At 50.2% G+C, this 18,078-nt stretch carries 6 protein-coding genes; all 6 read right to left on the bottom strand.

Annotated features, from left to right (window positions below; genetic code table 11):
• Positions 1 to 101: 101 nt before the first annotated feature.
• A complete protein-coding gene (locus tag NX720_RS02775) occupies positions 102 to 3,008 on the bottom strand; it encodes a WD40 repeat domain-containing protein (protein ID WP_262599242.1) in 2,907 nt (968 codons plus the stop codon).
• Between the two features lie 347 nt (positions 3,009 to 3,355).
• Entirely contained in the window at positions 3,356 to 6,004 is a 2,649-nt protein-coding gene (locus tag NX720_RS02770) for a WD40 repeat domain-containing protein (protein WP_262599241.1), read from the bottom strand.
• Between the two features lie 162 nt (positions 6,005 to 6,166).
• The gene (locus NX720_RS02765) at positions 6,167 to 9,031 is read right to left on the bottom strand and encodes a WD40 repeat domain-containing protein (RefSeq protein ID WP_262599239.1); all 2,865 of its coding nucleotides are present in this window, start codon (positions 9,029 to 9,031) and stop codon (positions 6,167 to 6,169) included.
• Positions 9,032 to 9,378: 347 nt separating this feature from the next.
• Complete coding sequence (locus NX720_RS02760; RefSeq protein WP_262599237.1) at positions 9,379 to 12,162, bottom strand: WD40 repeat domain-containing protein; 2,784 nt, start codon at positions 12,160 to 12,162, stop codon at positions 9,379 to 9,381.
• 256 nt (positions 12,163 to 12,418) lie between these two features.
• A complete protein-coding gene (locus NX720_RS02755) occupies positions 12,419 to 15,076 on the bottom strand; it encodes an F-box/WD repeat-containing protein (RefSeq protein WP_262599236.1) in 2,658 nt (885 codons plus the stop codon).
• Positions 15,077 to 15,289: 213 nt separating this feature from the next.
• The gene (locus NX720_RS02750; protein ID WP_262599235.1) at positions 15,290 to 18,034 is read right to left on the bottom strand and encodes a WD40 repeat domain-containing protein; all 2,745 of its coding nucleotides are present in this window, start codon (positions 18,032 to 18,034) and stop codon (positions 15,290 to 15,292) included.
• Positions 18,035 to 18,078: the final 44 nt, after the last annotated feature.

Here is an 18,078-nt window from a genome sequence, read left to right as displayed (position 1 = left end):
GCGGCCATAATGGTTTTATTTAAATTAGCAGAATTTTCCATGCACGCTTTTTCATCCGTCAGTTTTGCTATGAATTTTTAGTTCAGGCACCACTGGTATTTTTACATGATTGAGCAATATATTTTATTTGTTAACCAATATATTTTCTCCATTAACCAATATGTTTTTGTCGTTTCAGAATCCTTGCTCAGAGCCCACACCTTTATGGTCTTGTCAACAGAGGCGGAAGCCAGACGCCCATCGGCCAATTGCGTGACTGAGAAAACCACTTCGGTATGCCCCTTCAGTGTCGCCACGCATTGCTCCCCGTCGGGCTTGCTCAGATCCCACACCTTTATGGTCTTGTCAACAGAGGCGGAAGCCAGTCGCCCATCGGCCAATGACGTGACTGAGGCCACCAAGTTGGTATGCCCATACAGCGTCTCCACGCATTGCTCCCCGTCGGGCTTACTCAGATCCAACACCTTTACAGTCTTGTCTTGATAGGCGCAAGCCAGCCGTCCATCGGCCAATGGCGTGACTGAGAGCAAACCGAAGCCATGTGCTGCCGGCTTCGCCACGCATTGCTTTCCGTGGGGCTTGCTCAGATCCCACACCCTTATCGTTCCTCCATCAGTGCCGGAAACCAGCCGCCCATCGGCCAATTGCGTGACTGAGGAAACCCAGAAGACATGCCCCTCCAGCGTCGCCACGCATTGCCTTCTGTGGAGCTTGCTCAGATCCCACACCCTTACGGTGCAGTCAGCAGAGACGGAAGCCAGCCGCCCATCGGCCAATGGCGTGACTGAGGAAACCTTGTCGGTATGCCCCTTCAGCCTCTTCACGCATCGCTTTCCGTGGGGCTTGCTCAGATCCCACACCTTTACGGTCTTGCCACCAGAGACGGAAGCCAGCCGCCCATCGGCCAATTGAGTGACTGAGGTCACCGCTTTGGTATGTTGTCCACTCAGTGTCGCCACGCATTGCTTCCCGTCGGGCTTGCTCAAATCCCACACCTTTACGGTCCTGTCCCGAGAGGCGGAAGCCAGCCGCCCGTCGGCCAGTGGCGTGACTGAGTGAATCCAGTCGTTATGCCCTTCCAGCGTCGCCACGCATTGCTGCTCAGTACTATTTCCCAGAGAAGTCAGGTATTTATTGCTTTTGTATCTTTGATAAGCAAGCCGTAACAAAGGGTCATCAATTTCACTGTTTGGAACAGCAGGTAAATTCATGTTTTTTATTATTTCTCTATACGCTTCCTCAGCATAGCCATAATAGTGGCAGGATATTTTTGTCAGTTTTTCTTTTATGTTGAATGTGTAGAAAACTGCGAAAAAAGACTTAGCTGTTAAACTCCAGCTGTTAATATCACGCCATGACAAGCCCTTAGCTATTTCAAACAAGATCTCAATTGGTAGATTCACTAAAGACAACCCCCCTTTCTGGAGACCAACCGAAATGCCCTTTGCAGTCTTTTCTTCTGCCTGGTTGGCAGACGGGTTTGTTGCCCTGCCAAAAAACCAGGTAATTCCATTAATAAGCGCTGTAAGCAGGTTATTTCCTTTATCTTCCCGCGCCGTAGGTAAAGACAGGTGGGATGATGGCTTCTCTTTAGCCGCCTCCTGTTTAGCCATGAGGCAGTTTGTGCATAAGCCATTGGAGTTTACCTGTGCATTCCCACAGAATGTACATGAGTTGATTTCCGGATTCCCGGAACCGTCTCCTCCTCCCCCGTTGTTACCAAAACTTTTAACCGGCTGACCATGGTTGTTATGGGCATAGCCATCTGGATTATTCCGGGGCAGGTCATTCATTGCTCCGTTTGCTTCTTTCTCTCCTCCGGAGCATCCCACTCCCGAAGGGCAAGATCCCGGAAAAACCGATACGCTAAGTAATCGGGCATTACCCGCTTTTGGGTTCAGGTTGAGATCTTCACGGTGATAGCTAAGGACGTCGGCAAGGGGCGAGTGCTTTTTCGAATAGTTTTCAAGCGTTTCTTTCAATTTATCCGGATCGCTTTCAGCCAGAGCGAGAAACAGTCCCGGATCCCGATCAAGCCCTGCCCGCTTTATTGAACCCCACATTTGCGATGTAACAGGAATCTCCTGTCGCTCCCAACCCCGCCAGATCACCAGAATAATTTGAGGTCTTAAAACCAGTTTTTTAACCTCCCCGGGCTGACCAGCTGTACCAGGAATACTGACAGCCATCCCATGCATTCTGCTCGTTACTTCAAAGAAAAATAAAGGGCGACGGCCACTCCCTCCGGGTCGCCTTTTAAATGAGTCATCGAGGTCATCGAAGCTGCCGCCACCAGAAGAACCGGTGAGCAGATCATCACGATCACCGGGCAGATTATTTTGTTTAGTGATGTCAGATATGTCCGGCAATGAGCGGCGGGAATAGGGCGAGCCATGATCTTCTGCATTATTACCCTTTTCCAGAACCCGCTCTGTAGGGACAATAAGATCAACTGACGGCTTTTCAGACCTGTTCAGTACGCTGGAATCATCTGAGTCAATACCGCTGCAATCCGGTGCAATCCGCCAGCCATCATCCCCTGCAATCGCCAGCCAGCCCGAGCCTTTTCCCGTTAAACGGACAATGGCCACCGACTGCCAGCCGCCTTCGTCTGGCGTGACCTCACCCATTTCTACATCAAGCTCTGTCGAGCCTGAAATCGTGGGAGGATAGGAGTAGCCCCCTTCAAAGACTTTAGCCGCTCTTCGGAAACAAATACGCAAGCTGTCGTTTTTACAACCATCCCAGCGGGTATAAACCTGGTTTTTTTCTGGCTGAACAAAATCACTGGAGGTCTTGTTGATTTCATAAGAAAAATGAAGAGAAGGCGCATCATTGGCAAGCACTATCTGACTGATTTTAACTGCCGCCTTATTTGAGGGACTGTCCCGCCACATCCATTCTGGCAGGATGGAAAAAGCACTTCCGTATCCAGTCATCGGTAAAAAAAATGCCACGGCAAACAATAAAAGCAGCTGATTAATGACGATCAGCTTAATTGTTTTCATAATGGTACAAAACCCTGAATCAGGAATAGGGGTTCAAGTTTGAGCCGACAGTTACCGCAAAAAAACACATCAAAGCGCTGCGGCCATAATGGTTTTATTTAAACTAGCAGAATTTCCAGTGCGCACTTTTCAACCCGTCAGTTTTGCTATGAATTAGTACTTATTTGCCAAATTGCCATGGCTCGGGTTCAATATGTTTGAAAACTCCTGTGGAACCTGAGGTAAGTAGGCATGCAGTGGTTGTTTCAGACTTAGAAGGTAGGCCGCCGCGCGGTGACTTTTAGCTCGGGCACCACTGGTATTTTTTACATTATTAATCGATATATTTTCCCCATTAACCAATATGTTTACTTCGTTTCAGAATTTTTGCTCAGAACCCACACCTTTATGGTCTTGTCCTTAGAGCCGGAAGCCAGCCGCCCATCGGCCAATTGCGTGACTGAGAAAACCACGTCGGTATGCCCCTTCAGCGTCGCCACGCATTGTTCCCCGTCGGGTTTGCTCAGATCCCACACCCTTACGGTATTGTCCGAAGAAGCGGAAGCCAGCCGCCCATCGGCCAATGGCGTGACTGAGGAAACCCCGAAGGTATGCCCCTCCAGCGCCGCCACGCATTGCCTTCTGTGGAGCTTGCTCAGATCCCACACCCTTACGGTCTTGTCCCAAGAGCCGGAAGCCAGCCGCCCATCGGCTAATGGCGTGACTGAGGACAACCAGAAGGTATGCCCTTCCAGCGTCACCACGCATTGCTCCCCGTCGGGCTTGCTCAGATCCCACACTCTTACGGAGCAGTCATGAGAGCCGGAAGCCAGCCGCCCATCGGGCAATTGCGTGACTGAGAAAACCGCGTGGGTATGCCCCTTCAGTGTCGCCACGCATTGCTCCCCGTCGGGTTTGCTCAGATCCCACACCCTTACGGTCTGGTCATCAGAGCCGGAAGCCAGCCGCCCATCGGCCAATGGCGTAACTGAACTCACCCAGTTGGTATGCCCCTTCAGCGTCGCCACGCATTGCTCCCCGTCGGGCTTGCTCAGATCCCACACCTTTACGGTTTTGTCCCGAGAGCCGGAAGCCAGCCGCCCATCGGCCAATGACGTGACTGAGTTCACCCAGCTAGTATGCCCCTTCAGCGTCGCCACGCATTGCTCCCTGTCGGGTTTGCTCAGATCCCACACCTTTACGGTCTTGTCCCAAGAGCCGGAAGCCAGCCGCCCATCGGCCAATGGTGTGACTGAGGTCACCTCGTAGATATGTCCATACAGCGTCGCCACGCACTGCTGCTGAGTACTATTTCCCAGAGAAGTCAGGTATCTATTGCTTGCGAATCTATGACAAGCAAGCCGTAACAAAGGGTCATCAATTTCACTGTTTGGAACAGCAGGTACGTCCCCGTTTTTTATTACTTTTCTATACGCTTTCGCAGCAGAGCCATAATATTGATCGAATAGGATTTTCGGTTTTATTTGTGTGTTGAGACGATTCAAAAAATTCTTATTTATTAAACTCCAGCGGTTAACATCACGCCATGACAAGCCCTCAGCTATTTTAAGCAAGATCTCAGTTGGTAAAACCTCAAAAGGCGACACCTCTTGTTTAGTCATGAGGCAGTTTCTGCATAAGCCATTGGAGTTTACCTGTGCATTCCCACAGAATGTACATGAGTTGATTTCCGGATTCCCGGAACCGTCTCCTCCTCCCCCGTTGTTACCAAAACTTTTAACCGGCTGACCATGGTTGTTACAGGCATAGCCATCTGGATTATTCCGGGGCAGGTCATTCATTGCTCCGTTTGCTTCTTTCTCTCCTCCGGAGCATCCCACTCCCGAGGGGCAAGAGCCCGGAAAAACCGATACGCTAAGTAATCGGGCATTACCCGCTTTTGGGTTCAGGTTGAGATCTTCACAGTGATAGCTAAGGACGTCGGCAAGGGGCGAGTGCTTTTTCAAATAGTTTTCAAGCGTTTCTTTCAATTTATCCGGATCGCTTTCAGCCAGAGCGAGAAACAGTCCCGGATCCCGATCAAGCCCTGCCCGCTTTATTGAACCCCACATTTGCGATGTAACAGGAATCTCCTGTGGCTCCCAACCCCGCCAGATCACCAGAATGATTTGAGGTCTTAAAACCAGTTTTTTAACCTCCCCGGGCTGACCAGCTGTACCAAAAACACTGACAGCCGCCCCAAGCATTCTGCTCATCACTTCAAAGAAAAATAAAGGGCGGCGGTTATTTCCTCCGGGTCTCATCTTAAATGAGTCATCGAGGTCATCGAAGCTGCCGCCACCAGAAGAACCAGTGAGCAGATCATCACGATCACCGGGCAGATTATTTTGTTTAGTGATGTCAGATATGTCCGGCAATGAGCGGCGGGAATAGGGCGAGCCATGATCTTCTGCATTATTACCCTTTTCCAGAACCAACGCTGTCGGGACAACAAGATCGACTGACGGCTTTTCAGACCTGTTCAGTACGCTGGAATCATCTGAGTCAATACCGCTGCAATCCGGTGCAATCCGCCAGCCATCATCCCCTGCAATCACCAGCCAGCCCGAGCCTTTTCCCGATAAACGGACACTGGCCACCGACTGCCAGCCGCCTTCGTCTGGCGTGACCTCACCCATTTCTACATTAAGCTCTGTCGAGCCTGAAATCGTGGGAGGATAGGAATAGCCCCCTTCAAAGACTTTAGCCGCTCTTCGGAAACAAATACGCAAGCTGTCGTTTTTACAACCATCCCAGCGGGTATAAACCTGGTTTTTTTCTGGCTGAACAAAATCACTGGAGGTCTTGTTGATTTCATAAGAAAAATGAAGAGAAGGCGCATCATTGGCAAGCACTATCTGACTGATTTTAACGGCCGCCTTATTTGAGGGACTGTTCCACCCCATCCATTCTGGCAGGATGGAAAAAGCACTTCCGTATCTAGTCATCGGTAAAAAAAATGCCATGGCAAACAATAAAAGCAGCTTATTAATAACGATCAGCTTAATTGTTTTCATAATGGTACAGGAGTTCGGGTTTGAGCTGACAGTTACCGCAAAAAAAACACATCAAAGCACTGCGGCCATAATGGTTTTATTTAAATTAGCAGAATTTTCCATGCACGCTTTTTCATCCGTCAGTTTTGCTATGAATTTTTAGTTCAGGCACCACTGGTATTTTTACATGATTGAGCAATATATTTTATTTGTTAACCAATATATTTTCTCCATTAACCAATATGTTTTTGTCGTTTCAGAATCCTTGCTCAGAGCCCACACCTTTATGGTCTTGTCAACAGAGGCGGAAGCCAGACGCCCATCGGCCAATTGCGTGACTGAGAAAACCACGTCGGTATGCCCCTTCAGTGTCGCCACGCATTGCTCCCCGTCGGGCTTGCTCAGATCCCACACCTTTACGGTATTGTCAGAAGAGGCGGAAGCCAGTCGCCCATCGACCAATGACATGACTGACGTCACCTCGTTGGTATGCCCATACAGCGTCTCCACGCATTGCTCCCTGAAGGGCTTACTCAGATCCAACACCTTTACAGTCTTGTCTTGATAGGCGCAAGCCAGCCGTCCATCGGCCAATGGCGTGACTGAGAGCAAACCGAAGCCATGTGCTGCCGGCTTCGCCACGCATTGCTTTCCGTGGGGCTTGCTCAGATCCCACACCCTTATCGTTCCTCTATCAGTGCCGGAAGCCAGCCGCCCATCGGCCAATTGCGTGACTGAGGAAATCCAGAAGGTATGCCCCTCCAGCGTCGCCACGCATTGCCTTCTGTGGAGCTTGCTCAGATCCCACACCCTTACGGTGCAGTCAGCAGAGACGGAAGCCAGCCGCCCATCGGCCAATGGCGTGACTGAGGAAACCTTGTTGGTATGCCCCTTCAGCCTCTTCACGCATCGCTTTCCGTGGGGCTTGCTCAGATCCCACACCTTTACGGTCTTGCCACCAGAGACGGAAGCCAGCCGCCCATCGGCCAATTGAGTGACTGAGGTCACCGCTTTGGTATGTTGTCCACTCAGTGTCGCCACGCATTGCTTCCCGTCGGGCTTGCTCAAATCCCACACCTTTACGGTCCTGTCCCGAGAGGCGGAAGCCAGCCGCCCGTCGGCCAGTGGCGTGACTGAGTGAATCCAGTCGTTATGCCCTTCCAGCGTCGCCACGCATTGCTGCTCAGTACTATTTCCCAGAGAAGTCAGGTATTTATTGCTTTTGTATCTTTGATAAGCAAGCCGTAACAAAGGGTCATCAATTTCACTGTTTGGAACAGCAGGTAAATCCATGTTTTTTATTATTTCTCTATACGCTTCCTCAGCAGAGCCATAATAGTGGCAGGATATTTTTGTCAGTTTTTCTTTTATGTTGAATGTGTAGAAAACTGCGAAAAAAGACTTAGCTGTTAAACTCCAGCTGTTAATATCACGCCATGACAAGCCCTTAGCTATTTCAAACAAGATCTCAATTGGTAGATTCACTAAAGACAACCCCCCTTTCTGGTTGGCAGACGGGTTTGTTGCCCTGCCAAAAAACCAGGTAATTCCATTAATAAGCGCTGTAAGCAGGTTATTTCCTTTATCTTCCCGCGCCGTAGGTAAAGACAGGTGGGATGATGGCTTCTCTTTAGCCGCCTCCTGTTTAGCCATGAGGCAGTTTGTGCATAAGCCATTGGAGTTTACCTGTGCATTCCCACAGAATGTACATGAGTTGATTTCCGGATTCCCGGAACCGTCTCCTCCTCCCCCGTTGTTACCAAAACTTTTAACCGGCTGACCATGGTTGTTACAGGCATAGCCATCTGGGTTATTCCGGGGCAGGTCATTCATTGCTCCGTTTGCTTCTTTCTCTCCTCCGGAGCATCCTACTCCCGAAGGGCAAGAGCCCGGAAAAACCGATACGCTAAGTAATCGGGCATTACCCGCTTTTGGGTTCAGGTTGAGATCTTCACGGTGATAGCTAAGGACGTCGGCAAGGGGCGAGTGCTTTTTCGAATAGTTTTCAAGCGTTTCTTTCAATTTATCCGGATCGCTTTCAGCCAGAGCGAGAAACAGTCCCGGATCCCGATCAAGCCCTGCCCGCTTTATTGAACCCCACATTTGCGATGTAACAGGAATCTCCTGTCGCTCCCAACCCCGCCAGATCACCAGAATGATTTGAGGTCTTAAAACCAGTTTTTTAACCTCCCCGGGCTGACCAGCTGTACCAGGAATACTGACAGCCATCCCATGCATTCTGCTCGTTACTTCAAAGAAAAATAAAGGGCGACGGCCACTCCCTCCGGGTCGCCTTTTAAATGAGTCATCGAGGTCATCGAAGCTGCCGCCACCAGAAGAACCGGTGAGCAGATCATCACGATCACCGGGCAGATTATTTTGTTTAGTGATGTCAGATATGTCCGGCAATGAGCGGCGGGAATAGGGCGAGCCATGATCTTCTGCATTATTACCCTTTTCCAGAACCCGCTCTGTAGGGACAATAAGATCAACTGACGGCTTTTCAGACCTGTTCAGTACGCTGGAATCATCTGAGTCAATACCGCTGCAATCCGGTGCAATCCGCCAGCCATCATCCCCTGCAATCGCCAGCCAGCCAGAGCCTTTTCCCGTTAAACGGACACTGGCCACCGACTGCCAGCCGCCTTCGTCTGGCGTGACCTCACCCATTTCTACATTAAGCTCTGTCGAGCCTGAAATCGTGGGAGGATAGGAGTAGCCCCCTTCAAAGACTTTAGCCGCTCTTCGGAAACAAATACGCAAGCTGTCGTTTTTACAACCATCCCAGCGGGTATAAACCTGGTTTTTTTCTGGCTGAACAAAATCACTGGAGGTCTTGTTGATTTCATAAGAAAAAAGAAGAGAAGGCGCATCTCTGGCAAGCACTATCTGACTGATTTTAACGGCCGCTTTATTTGAGGGACTGTTCCACCACATCCATTCTGGCAGGATGGAAAAAGCACTTCCGTATCCAGTCATCGGTAAAAAAAATGCCACGGCAAACAATAAAAGCAGCTGATTAATGACGATCAGCTTAATTGTTTTCATAATGGTACAAAACCCTGAATCAGGAATAGGGGTTCAAGTTTGAGCCGACAGTTACCGCAAAAAAACACATCAAAGCGCTGCGGCCATAATGGTTTTATTTAAACTAGCAGAATTTCCAGTGCGCACTTTTCAACCCGTCAGTTTTGCTATGAATTAGTACTTATTTGCCAAATTGCCATGGCTCGGGTTCAATATGTTTGAAAACTCCTGTGGAACCTGAGGTAAGTAGGCATGCAGTGGTTGTTTCAGACTTAGAAGGTAGGCCGCCGCGCGGTGACTTTTAGCTCGGGCACCACTGGTATTTTTTACATTATTAATCGATATATTTTCCCCATTAACCAATATGTTTACTTCGTTTCAGAATTTTTGCTCAGAACCCACACCTTTATGGTCTTGTCCTTAGAGCCGGAAGCCAGCCGCCCATCGGCCAATTGCGTGACTGAGAAAACCACGTCGGTATGCCCCTTCAGCGTCGCCACGCATTGCTCCCCGTCGGGTTTGCTCAGATCCCACACCCTTACGGTATTGTCCGAAGAAGCGGAAGCCAGCCGCCCATCGGCCAATGGCGTGACTGAGAGCACAGCGTTGGTATGCCCCTCTAGCGTCGCCACGTATTGACTTCCTTGGGGCTTACTCAGATCCCACACCCCTACGGTATTGTCCGAAGAAGCGGAAGCCAGTCGCCCATCGGCCAATGGCGTGACTGAGGACAACCAGAAGGTATGCCCTTCCAGCGTCGCCACGCATTGCTTCCCGTTGGGCTTGCTCAGATCCCACACCCATACGGTATTGTCCGTCCTAGAGGCGGTAGCGAGCCGCCCATCGGCCAATGGCGTGACTGAGGACAACCAGAAGGTATGCCCTTCCAGCGTCACCACGCATTGCTCCCCGTCGGGCTTGCTCAGATCCCACACTCTTACGGAGCAGTCATGAGAGCCGGAAGCCAGCCGCCCATCGGCCAGTGGCGTGACTGAGTTCACCCATTTGGTATGCCCATGCAGCGTCGCCACGCATTCCTTCCCGGGGGGCTTGCTCAGATCCCACACCTTTACAGTCTTGTCATAAGAGCCGGAAGCCAGCCGCCCATCGGCCAATGGCGTGACTGAGGTCACATAGAAGATATGCCCACTCAGTGTCACTACGCATCGCTCCCCGTCGGGCTTGCTCAGATCCCACACCTTTACGGTTTTGTCCCGAGAGCCGGAAGCCAGCCGCCCATCGGCCAATAACGTGACTGAGTTCACCCAGCTAGTATGCCCCTTCAGCGTCGCCACGCATTGCTCCCTGTCGGGTTTGCTCAGATCCCACACCTTTACGGTCTTGTCCCAAGAGCCGGAAGCCAGCCGCCCATCGGCCAATGGTGTGACTGAGGTCACCTCGTAGATATGTCCATACAGCGTCACCACGCATTGCTGCTGAGTACTATTTCCCAGAGAAGTCAGGTATCTATTGCTTGCGAATCTATGACAAGCAAGCCGTAACAAAGGGTCATCAATTTCACTGTTTGGAACAGCAGGTACGTCCCCGTTTTTTATTACCTTTCTATACGCTTTCGCAGCAGAGCCATAATATTGATCGAATAGAATTTTCGGTTTTATTTGTGTGTTGAGACGATTCAAAAAATTCTTATTTATTAAACTCCAGCGGTTAACATCACGCCATGACAAGCCCTCAGCTATTTTAAGCAAGATCTCAGTTGGTAAAACCTCAAAAGGCGACACCTCTTGTTTAGCCATGAGGCAGTTTGTGCATAAGCCATTGGAGTTTACCTGTGCATTCCCACAGAATGTACATGAGTTGATTTCCGGATTCCCGGAACCGTCTCCTCCTCCCCCGTTGTTACCAAAACTTTTAACCGGCTGACCATGGTTGTTACAGGCATAGCCATCTGGATTATTCTGGGGCAGGTCATTCATTGCTCCGTTTGCTTCTTTCTCTCCTCCGGAGCATCCCACTCCCGAAGGGCAAGATCCCGGAAAAACCGATACGCTAAGTAATCGGGCATTACCCGCTTTTGGGTCCAGATTGAGATCTTCACAGTGATAGCTAAGGACGTCGGCAAGGGGCGAGTGCTTTTTCAAATAGTTTTCAAGCGTTTCTTTCAATTTATCCGGATCGCTTTCAGCCAGAGCGAGAAACAGTCCCGGATCCCCATCAAGCCCTGCCCGCTTTATTGAACCCCACATTTGCGATGTAACAGGAATCTCCTGTCGCTCCCAACCCCGCCAGATCACCAGAATAATTTGAGGTCTTAAAACCAGTTTTTTAACCTCCCCGGGCTGACCAGCTGTACCAGGAATACTGACAGCCACCCCATGCATTCTGCTCGTTACTTCAAAGAAAAATAAAGGGCGACGGCCACTCCCTCCGGGTCTCCTTTTAAATGAGTCATCGAGGTTATCGAAGCTGCCGCCACCAGAAGAACCGGTGAGCAGATCATCACGATCACCGGGCAGATTATTTTGTTTAGTGATGTCAGATATGTCCGGCAATGAGCGGCGGGAATAGGGCGAGCCATGATCTTCTGCATTATTACCCTTTTCCAGAACCAACGCTGTCGGGACAACAAGATCGACTGACGGCTTTTCAGACCTGTTCAGTACGCTGGAATCATCTGAGTCAATACCGCTGCAATCCGGTGCAATCCGCCAGCCATCATCCCCTGCAATCACCAGCCAGCCCGAGCCTTTTCCCGATAAACGGACACTGGCCACCGACTGCCAGCCGCCTTCGTCTGGCGTGACCTCACCCATTTCTACATTAAGCTCTGTCGAGCCTGAAATCGTGGGAGGATAGGAATAGCCCCCTTCAAAGACTTTAGCCGCTCTTCGGAAACAAATACGCAAGCTGTCGTTTTTACAACCATCCCAGCGGGTATAAACCTGGTTTTTTTCTGGCTGAACAAAATCACTGGAGGTCTTGTTGATTTCATAAGAAAAATGAAGAGAAGGCGCATCATTGGCAAGCACTATCTGACTGATTTTAACGGCCGCCTTATTTGAGGGACTGTTCCACCCCATCCATTCTGGCAGGATGGAAAAAGCACTTCCGTATCCAGTCATCGGTAAAAAAAATGCCACGGCAAACAATAAAAGCAGCTGATTAATAACGATCAGCTTAATTGTTTTCATAAGGACACAAAACCTTGAGTTAGGAGTAGTAGCGGTCAAAGATAGAGCCAATGAAGAAAGCGGCCAAACTGTTCGACGACACAGACCGCTTATCCTGAACCGGTTCACGGCAAAAAAAGCTTTTTTCCCACTCTTTTCTAACCAGACCGCCCTCTGGCTATCTTAGTAGCATCAGGACAGGCCGCTGCGCGGCGACTTTTAGCTCAGACACTACTGGTATTTTTTACATTATTAAGCAATATATTTTCTCCATTAACTAATATGTCTTCTTCGTTTCAGAATCCTTGCTCAGAGCCCACACCTTTATGGTCTTGTCCTTAGAGCCGGAAGCCAGCCGCCCATCGGCCAATTGCGTGACTGAGAAAACCACGTCGGTATGCCCCTTCAGCGTCGCCACGCATTGCTCCCCGTCGGGTTTGCTCAGATCCCACACCCTTACGGTTTTGTCCGAAGAAGCGGAAGCCAGCCGCCCATCGGCCAATGGCGTGACTGAGAGCACCTCGGTATGCCCTTCCAGTGTCAACACGCATTGCTCCCCGTCGGGCTTGCTCAGATCCCACACCCCTACGGTATTGTCCGAAGAAGCGGAAGCCAGCCGCCCATCGGCCAATGGCGTGACTGAGTTAACCATGTCGATATGCCCTTCCAGCGTCAACACGCATTGCTCCCCGTCGGGCTTGCTCAGATCCCACACCCTTACGGTTTCGTCCCAGGAAGCAGAAGCCAGCCGCCCATCGGCCAATGGCGTGACTGAGGACAACCAGAAGGTATGCCCTTCCAGCGTCGCCACGCATTGCTCCCCGTCGGGCTTGCTCAGATCCCACACCCATACGGTATTGTTCGTCCTAGAGGCGGTAGCGAGCCGCCCATCGGCCAATGGCGTGACTGAGTTCATGGTGGTATAATCTTTCTTCAGCGTCACCACGCATTGCTCTCCGGCGGGCTTGCTCAGATCCCACACCCTTACGGTATTGTCCGAAGAAGCGGAAGCCAGCCGCCCATCGGCCAATGACGTGACTGAGCGCACCTCGTCGGTATGTCCTTCCAGCGTCGCCACGCATTGACTTCCGTCGGGCTTGCTCAGATCCCACACCTTTACGGTGCAGTCTTCAGAGCCGGAAGCCAGCCGCCCATCGGCCAGTGGCGTGACTGAGAGCACCTCCTCGGTATGCCCTTCCAGCGTCGCCACGCATTGCTGCTGAGTACTATTTCCCAGAGAAGTCAGGTATTTATTGCTTTTGTATCTTTGATAAGCAAGCCGTAACAAAGGGTCATCAATTTCACTGTTTGGAACAGCAGGTACGTCCCCGTTTTTTATTATTTCTCTATATGCTTCCGCAGCAGAGCCATAATATCGATCGGATAGGATTTTTAGTTTTGTTTGTGTGTTGAAAAGAGTGGAAAAATTCTTATTTGTTAAAGCCCAGTTGTTAACATCATGCAAAGGCAAGCCCTCAGCTATTTTAAGCAAGATCTCAGTTGGTAAAACCTCAAAAGGCGACACTTCTTGTTTAGCCATGAGGCAGTTTGTGCATAAGCCATTGGAGTTTACCTGTGCATTCCCACAGAATGTACATGAGTTGATTTCCGGATTCCCGGAACCGTCTCCTCCTCCCCCGTTGTTACCAAAACTTTTAATCGGCTGACCATGGTTGTTACAGGCATAGCCATCTGGATTATTCCGGGGCAGGTCATTCATTGTTCCGTTTGCTTCTTTCTCTCCTCCGGAGCATCCCACTCCCGAAGGGCAAGATCCCGGAAAAACCGATACGCTAAGTAATCGGGCATTACCCGCTTTTGGGTTCAGGTTGAGGTCTTCACAGTGATAGCTAAGGACGTCGGCAAGGGGCGAGTGCTTTTTCGAATAGTTTTCAAGCGTTTCTTTCAATTTATCCGGATCGCTTTCAGCCAGAGCGAGAAACAGTCCCGGATCCCGATCAAGCCTTGCCCGCTTTATTGAACACCACATTTGCGATGTAACAGGAATTTCCTGTCGCTCCCAACCCCGCCAGATCACCAGAATAATTTGAGGTCTTAAAACCAGTTTTTTAACCTCCCCGGGCTGACCAGCTGTACCAGGAATACTGACAGCCACCCCATGCATTCTGCTCGTTACTTCAAAGAAAAATAAAGGGCGACGGCCACTCCCTCCGGGTCGCCTTTTAAATGAGTCATCGAGGTCATCGAAGCTGCCGCCACCAGAAGAACCGGTGAGCAGATCATCACGATCACCGGGCAGATTATTTTGTTTAGTGATGTCAGATATGTCCGGCAATGAGCGGCGGGAATAGGGCGAGCCATGATCTTCTGCATTATTACCCTTTTCCAGAACCAACGCTGTCGGGACAACAAGATCGACTGACGGCTTTTCAGACCTGTTCAGTACGCTGGAATCATCTGAGTCAATACCGCTGCAATCCGGTGCAATCCGCCAGCCATCATCCCCTGCAATCGCCAGCCAGCCCGAGCCTTTTCCCGTTAAACGGACACTGGCCACCGACTGCCAGCCGCCTTCGTCTGGCGTGACCTCACCCATTTCTACATTAAGCTCTGTCGAGCCTGAAATCGTGGGAGGATAGGAGTAGCCCCCTGCAAAGACTTTAGCTGCTCTTCGGAAACAAATACGCAAGCTGTCGTTTTTACAACCATCCCAGCGGGTATAAACCTGGTTTTTTTCTGGCTGAACAAAATCACTGGAGGTCTTGTTGATTTCATAAGAAAAAAGAAGAGAAGGCGCATCATTGGCAAGCACTATCTGACTGATTTTAACTGCCGCCTTATTTGAGGGACTGTCCCGCCACATCCATTCTGGCAGGATGGAAAAAGCACTTCCGTATCCAGTCATCGGTAAAAAAAATGACAGAGCAAGCAATAAAAGCAGCTGATTAATAACGAGCAGCTTAATTGTTTTCATAATGGTACAAAACCGAGAATCAGGAATAGGAGTTCAGGTTTGAGCTGACAGTTACCGCAAAAAAAACATCAAAGCGCTGCGGCCATAATGGTTTTATTTAAACTAGCAGAATTTCCAGTGCACACTTTTCAATCAGTTAGTTTTGCTATGAATTTTTAGTTCAGGCACTACTGGTATTTTTTACATCATTAAGCAATATATTTTCTCCATTAACTAATATGTTTTCTTCGTTTCAGAATCCTTGCTAAGAGCCCACACCTTTAAGGTGTTGTCCGTAGAGGCGGAAGCCAGCCGCCCAACGGCCAATGGCGTGACTGAGAAAACCGCGCCGGCATGCCCCGCCAGCGTCGCCACGCATCGCTTCCCGTCGGGCTTGTTTAGATCCCACACCCTTACGGTCTCGTCAAAAGAGCCGGAAGCCAGCCGCCCATCGGCCAATGACGTGACTGAGGCCACCAAGCTGGTATGCCCTTTCAGCGTCGCCACGCATTGCTCCCCGTCGGGCTTGCTTAGATCCCACACCTTTACGGTCATGTCATCAGAGCCGGAAGCTAGTCGCCCATCGGCCAATGGCGTGACTGAGGTCACCTGGCGGGTATGCCCCTTCAGCGTCACCACGCATTGCTCCCCGTCGGGCTTGCTCAGATCCCACACTCTTACGGAGCAGTCATGAGAGCCGGAAGCCAGCCGCCCATCGGCCAATGGCGTGACTGAGATCACCCGGTTGGTATGCCCTTCCAACGTCGCCACGCATTGCTCCCCGTCGGGCTTGCTCAGATCCCACACCTTTATGGTCCTGTCACTAGAGCCGGAAGCCAGCCGCCAATCGGCCAATGGCGTGACTGAGTTCACGCTGTCGGTATGCCCATTCAGCGTCATCACACATTGCTCCCCGGCGGGCTTGCTTAGATCCCACACCTTTACGGTCTTGTCTAAAGAGCCGGAAGCCAGCCGCCCATCGGCCAGTAGCGTGACTGATTTCACCCAGTGGGTATGCCCTTCCAGCGTTACCACGCATTGCTTCCCGTCGGGCTTGCTCAGATCCCACACCCTTACGGTATTGTCACAAGAGCTAGAAGCCAGCCGTCCATCGGCCAATGGTGTGACTGAGTTCAAAACGTTGGTATGCCCATACAGCGTCGCCACGCATTGCTGCTGAGTACTATTTCCCAGAGAAGTCAGGTATTTATTGCTTGTGGCTCTATGATAAGCAAGCCGTAACAAAGGGTCATCAATTGCATTGTTTGGAACAGCAGGTACGTCGCTGTTTTTTATTATTTTTCTATACGCTTCCAGAGCAGAGCCATAATATTGATCGGATAGTTTTTTCAGTTTTTCTTCTATGTTGAGAGCTGTGAAAAAACGCTTAGCTGTTAAACTCCAGCGATTAACATCATGCCATGACAAGCCCTTAGCTATTTCAAGCAAGATCTCAGGTGGTAGAGTCTGCAAAGTCGGTACCTCTTTCAGGGGATTAACCGAAACGTCATTCGTAGTTTTTTCTTCTGCCTGATTGCCAGACGGGGTTGATGGCTTCTCTTTAGCCGCCTCCTGTTTAGCCGTGAGGCAGTTTGTGCATAAGCCATTGGAGTTTACCTGTGCATTCCCGCAGAATGTACATGAGTTGATTTCCGGATTCCCGGAACCGTCTCCTCCTCCCCCGTTGTTACCAAAACTTTTAACCGGCTGACCATGGTTGTTACAGGCATAGCCATCTGGATTATTCCGGGGCAGGTCATTCATTGCTCCGTTTGCTTCTTTCTCTCCTCCGGAGCATCCCACTCCCGAAGGGCAAGAGCCCGGAAAAACCGATACGCTAAGTAATCGGGCATTACCCGCTTTTGGGTTCAGGTTGAGGTCTTCACAGTGATAGCTAAGGACGTCGGCAAGGGGCGAGTGCTTTTTCAAATAGTTTTCAAGCGTTTCTTTCAATTTATCCGGATCGCTTTCAGCCAAAGCGAGGAACAGTCCCGGATCCCCATCAAGCCCTGCCCGCTTTATTGAACACCACATTTGCGATGTAACAGGAATCTCCCGTCGCTCCCAACCCCGCCAGATCACCAGAATGATTTGAGGTCTTAAAACCAGTTTTTTAACCTCCCCGGGCTGACCAGCTGTACCAGGAATACTGACAGCCACCCCATGCATTCTGCTCGTTACTTCAAAGAAAAATAAAGGGCGGCGGTCATTCCCTCCGGGTCTCCTTTTAAATGAGTCATCGTGGTCATCGAAGCTGCCGCCACCAGAAGAACCGGTGAGCAGATCATCACGATCACCGGGCAGATTATTTTGTTTAGTGATGTCAGATATGTCCGGCAATGAGCGGCGGGAATAGGGCGAGCCATGATTTTCTGCATTATTACCCTTTTTCAGAACCAACGCTGTCGGGACAACAAGATCGACTGACGGCTTTTCAGACCTGTTCAGTACGCTGGAATCATCTGAGTCAATACCGGTGCAATCCGGTGCAATCCGCCAGCCATCATCCCCTGCAATCACCAGCCAGCCCGAGCCTTTTCCCGTTAAACGGACACTGGCCACCGACTGCCAGCCGCCTTCGTCTGGCGTGACCTCACCCATTTCTACATTAAGCTCTGTCGAGCCTGAAATCGTGGGAGGATAGGAATAGCCCCCTTCAAAGACTTTAGCCGCTCTTCGGAAACAAATACGCAAGCTGTCGTTTTTACAACCATCCCAGCGGGTATAAACCTGGTTTTTTTCTGGCTGAACAAAATCACTGGAGGTCTTGTTGATTTCATAAGAAAAAAGAAGAGAAGGCGCATCATTGGCAAGCACTATCTGACTGATTTTAACTGCCGCCTTATTTGAGGGACTGTCCCGCCACATCCATTCTGGCAGGATGGAAAAAGCACTTCCGTATCCAGTCATCGGTAAAAAAAATGACAGAGCAAGCAATAAAAGCAGCTGATTAATAACGAGCAGCTTAATTGTTTTCATAATGGTACAAAACCGAGAATCAGGAATAGGAGTTCAGGTTTGAG

It is taken from the genome of Endozoicomonas euniceicola (genome assembly GCF_025562755.1).
In the GTDB taxonomy this organism is placed as follows: Bacteria; Pseudomonadota; Gammaproteobacteria; order Pseudomonadales; family Endozoicomonadaceae; genus Endozoicomonas_A; species Endozoicomonas_A euniceicola.
This window is presented reverse-complemented; position numbering and strand designations above follow the sequence as displayed.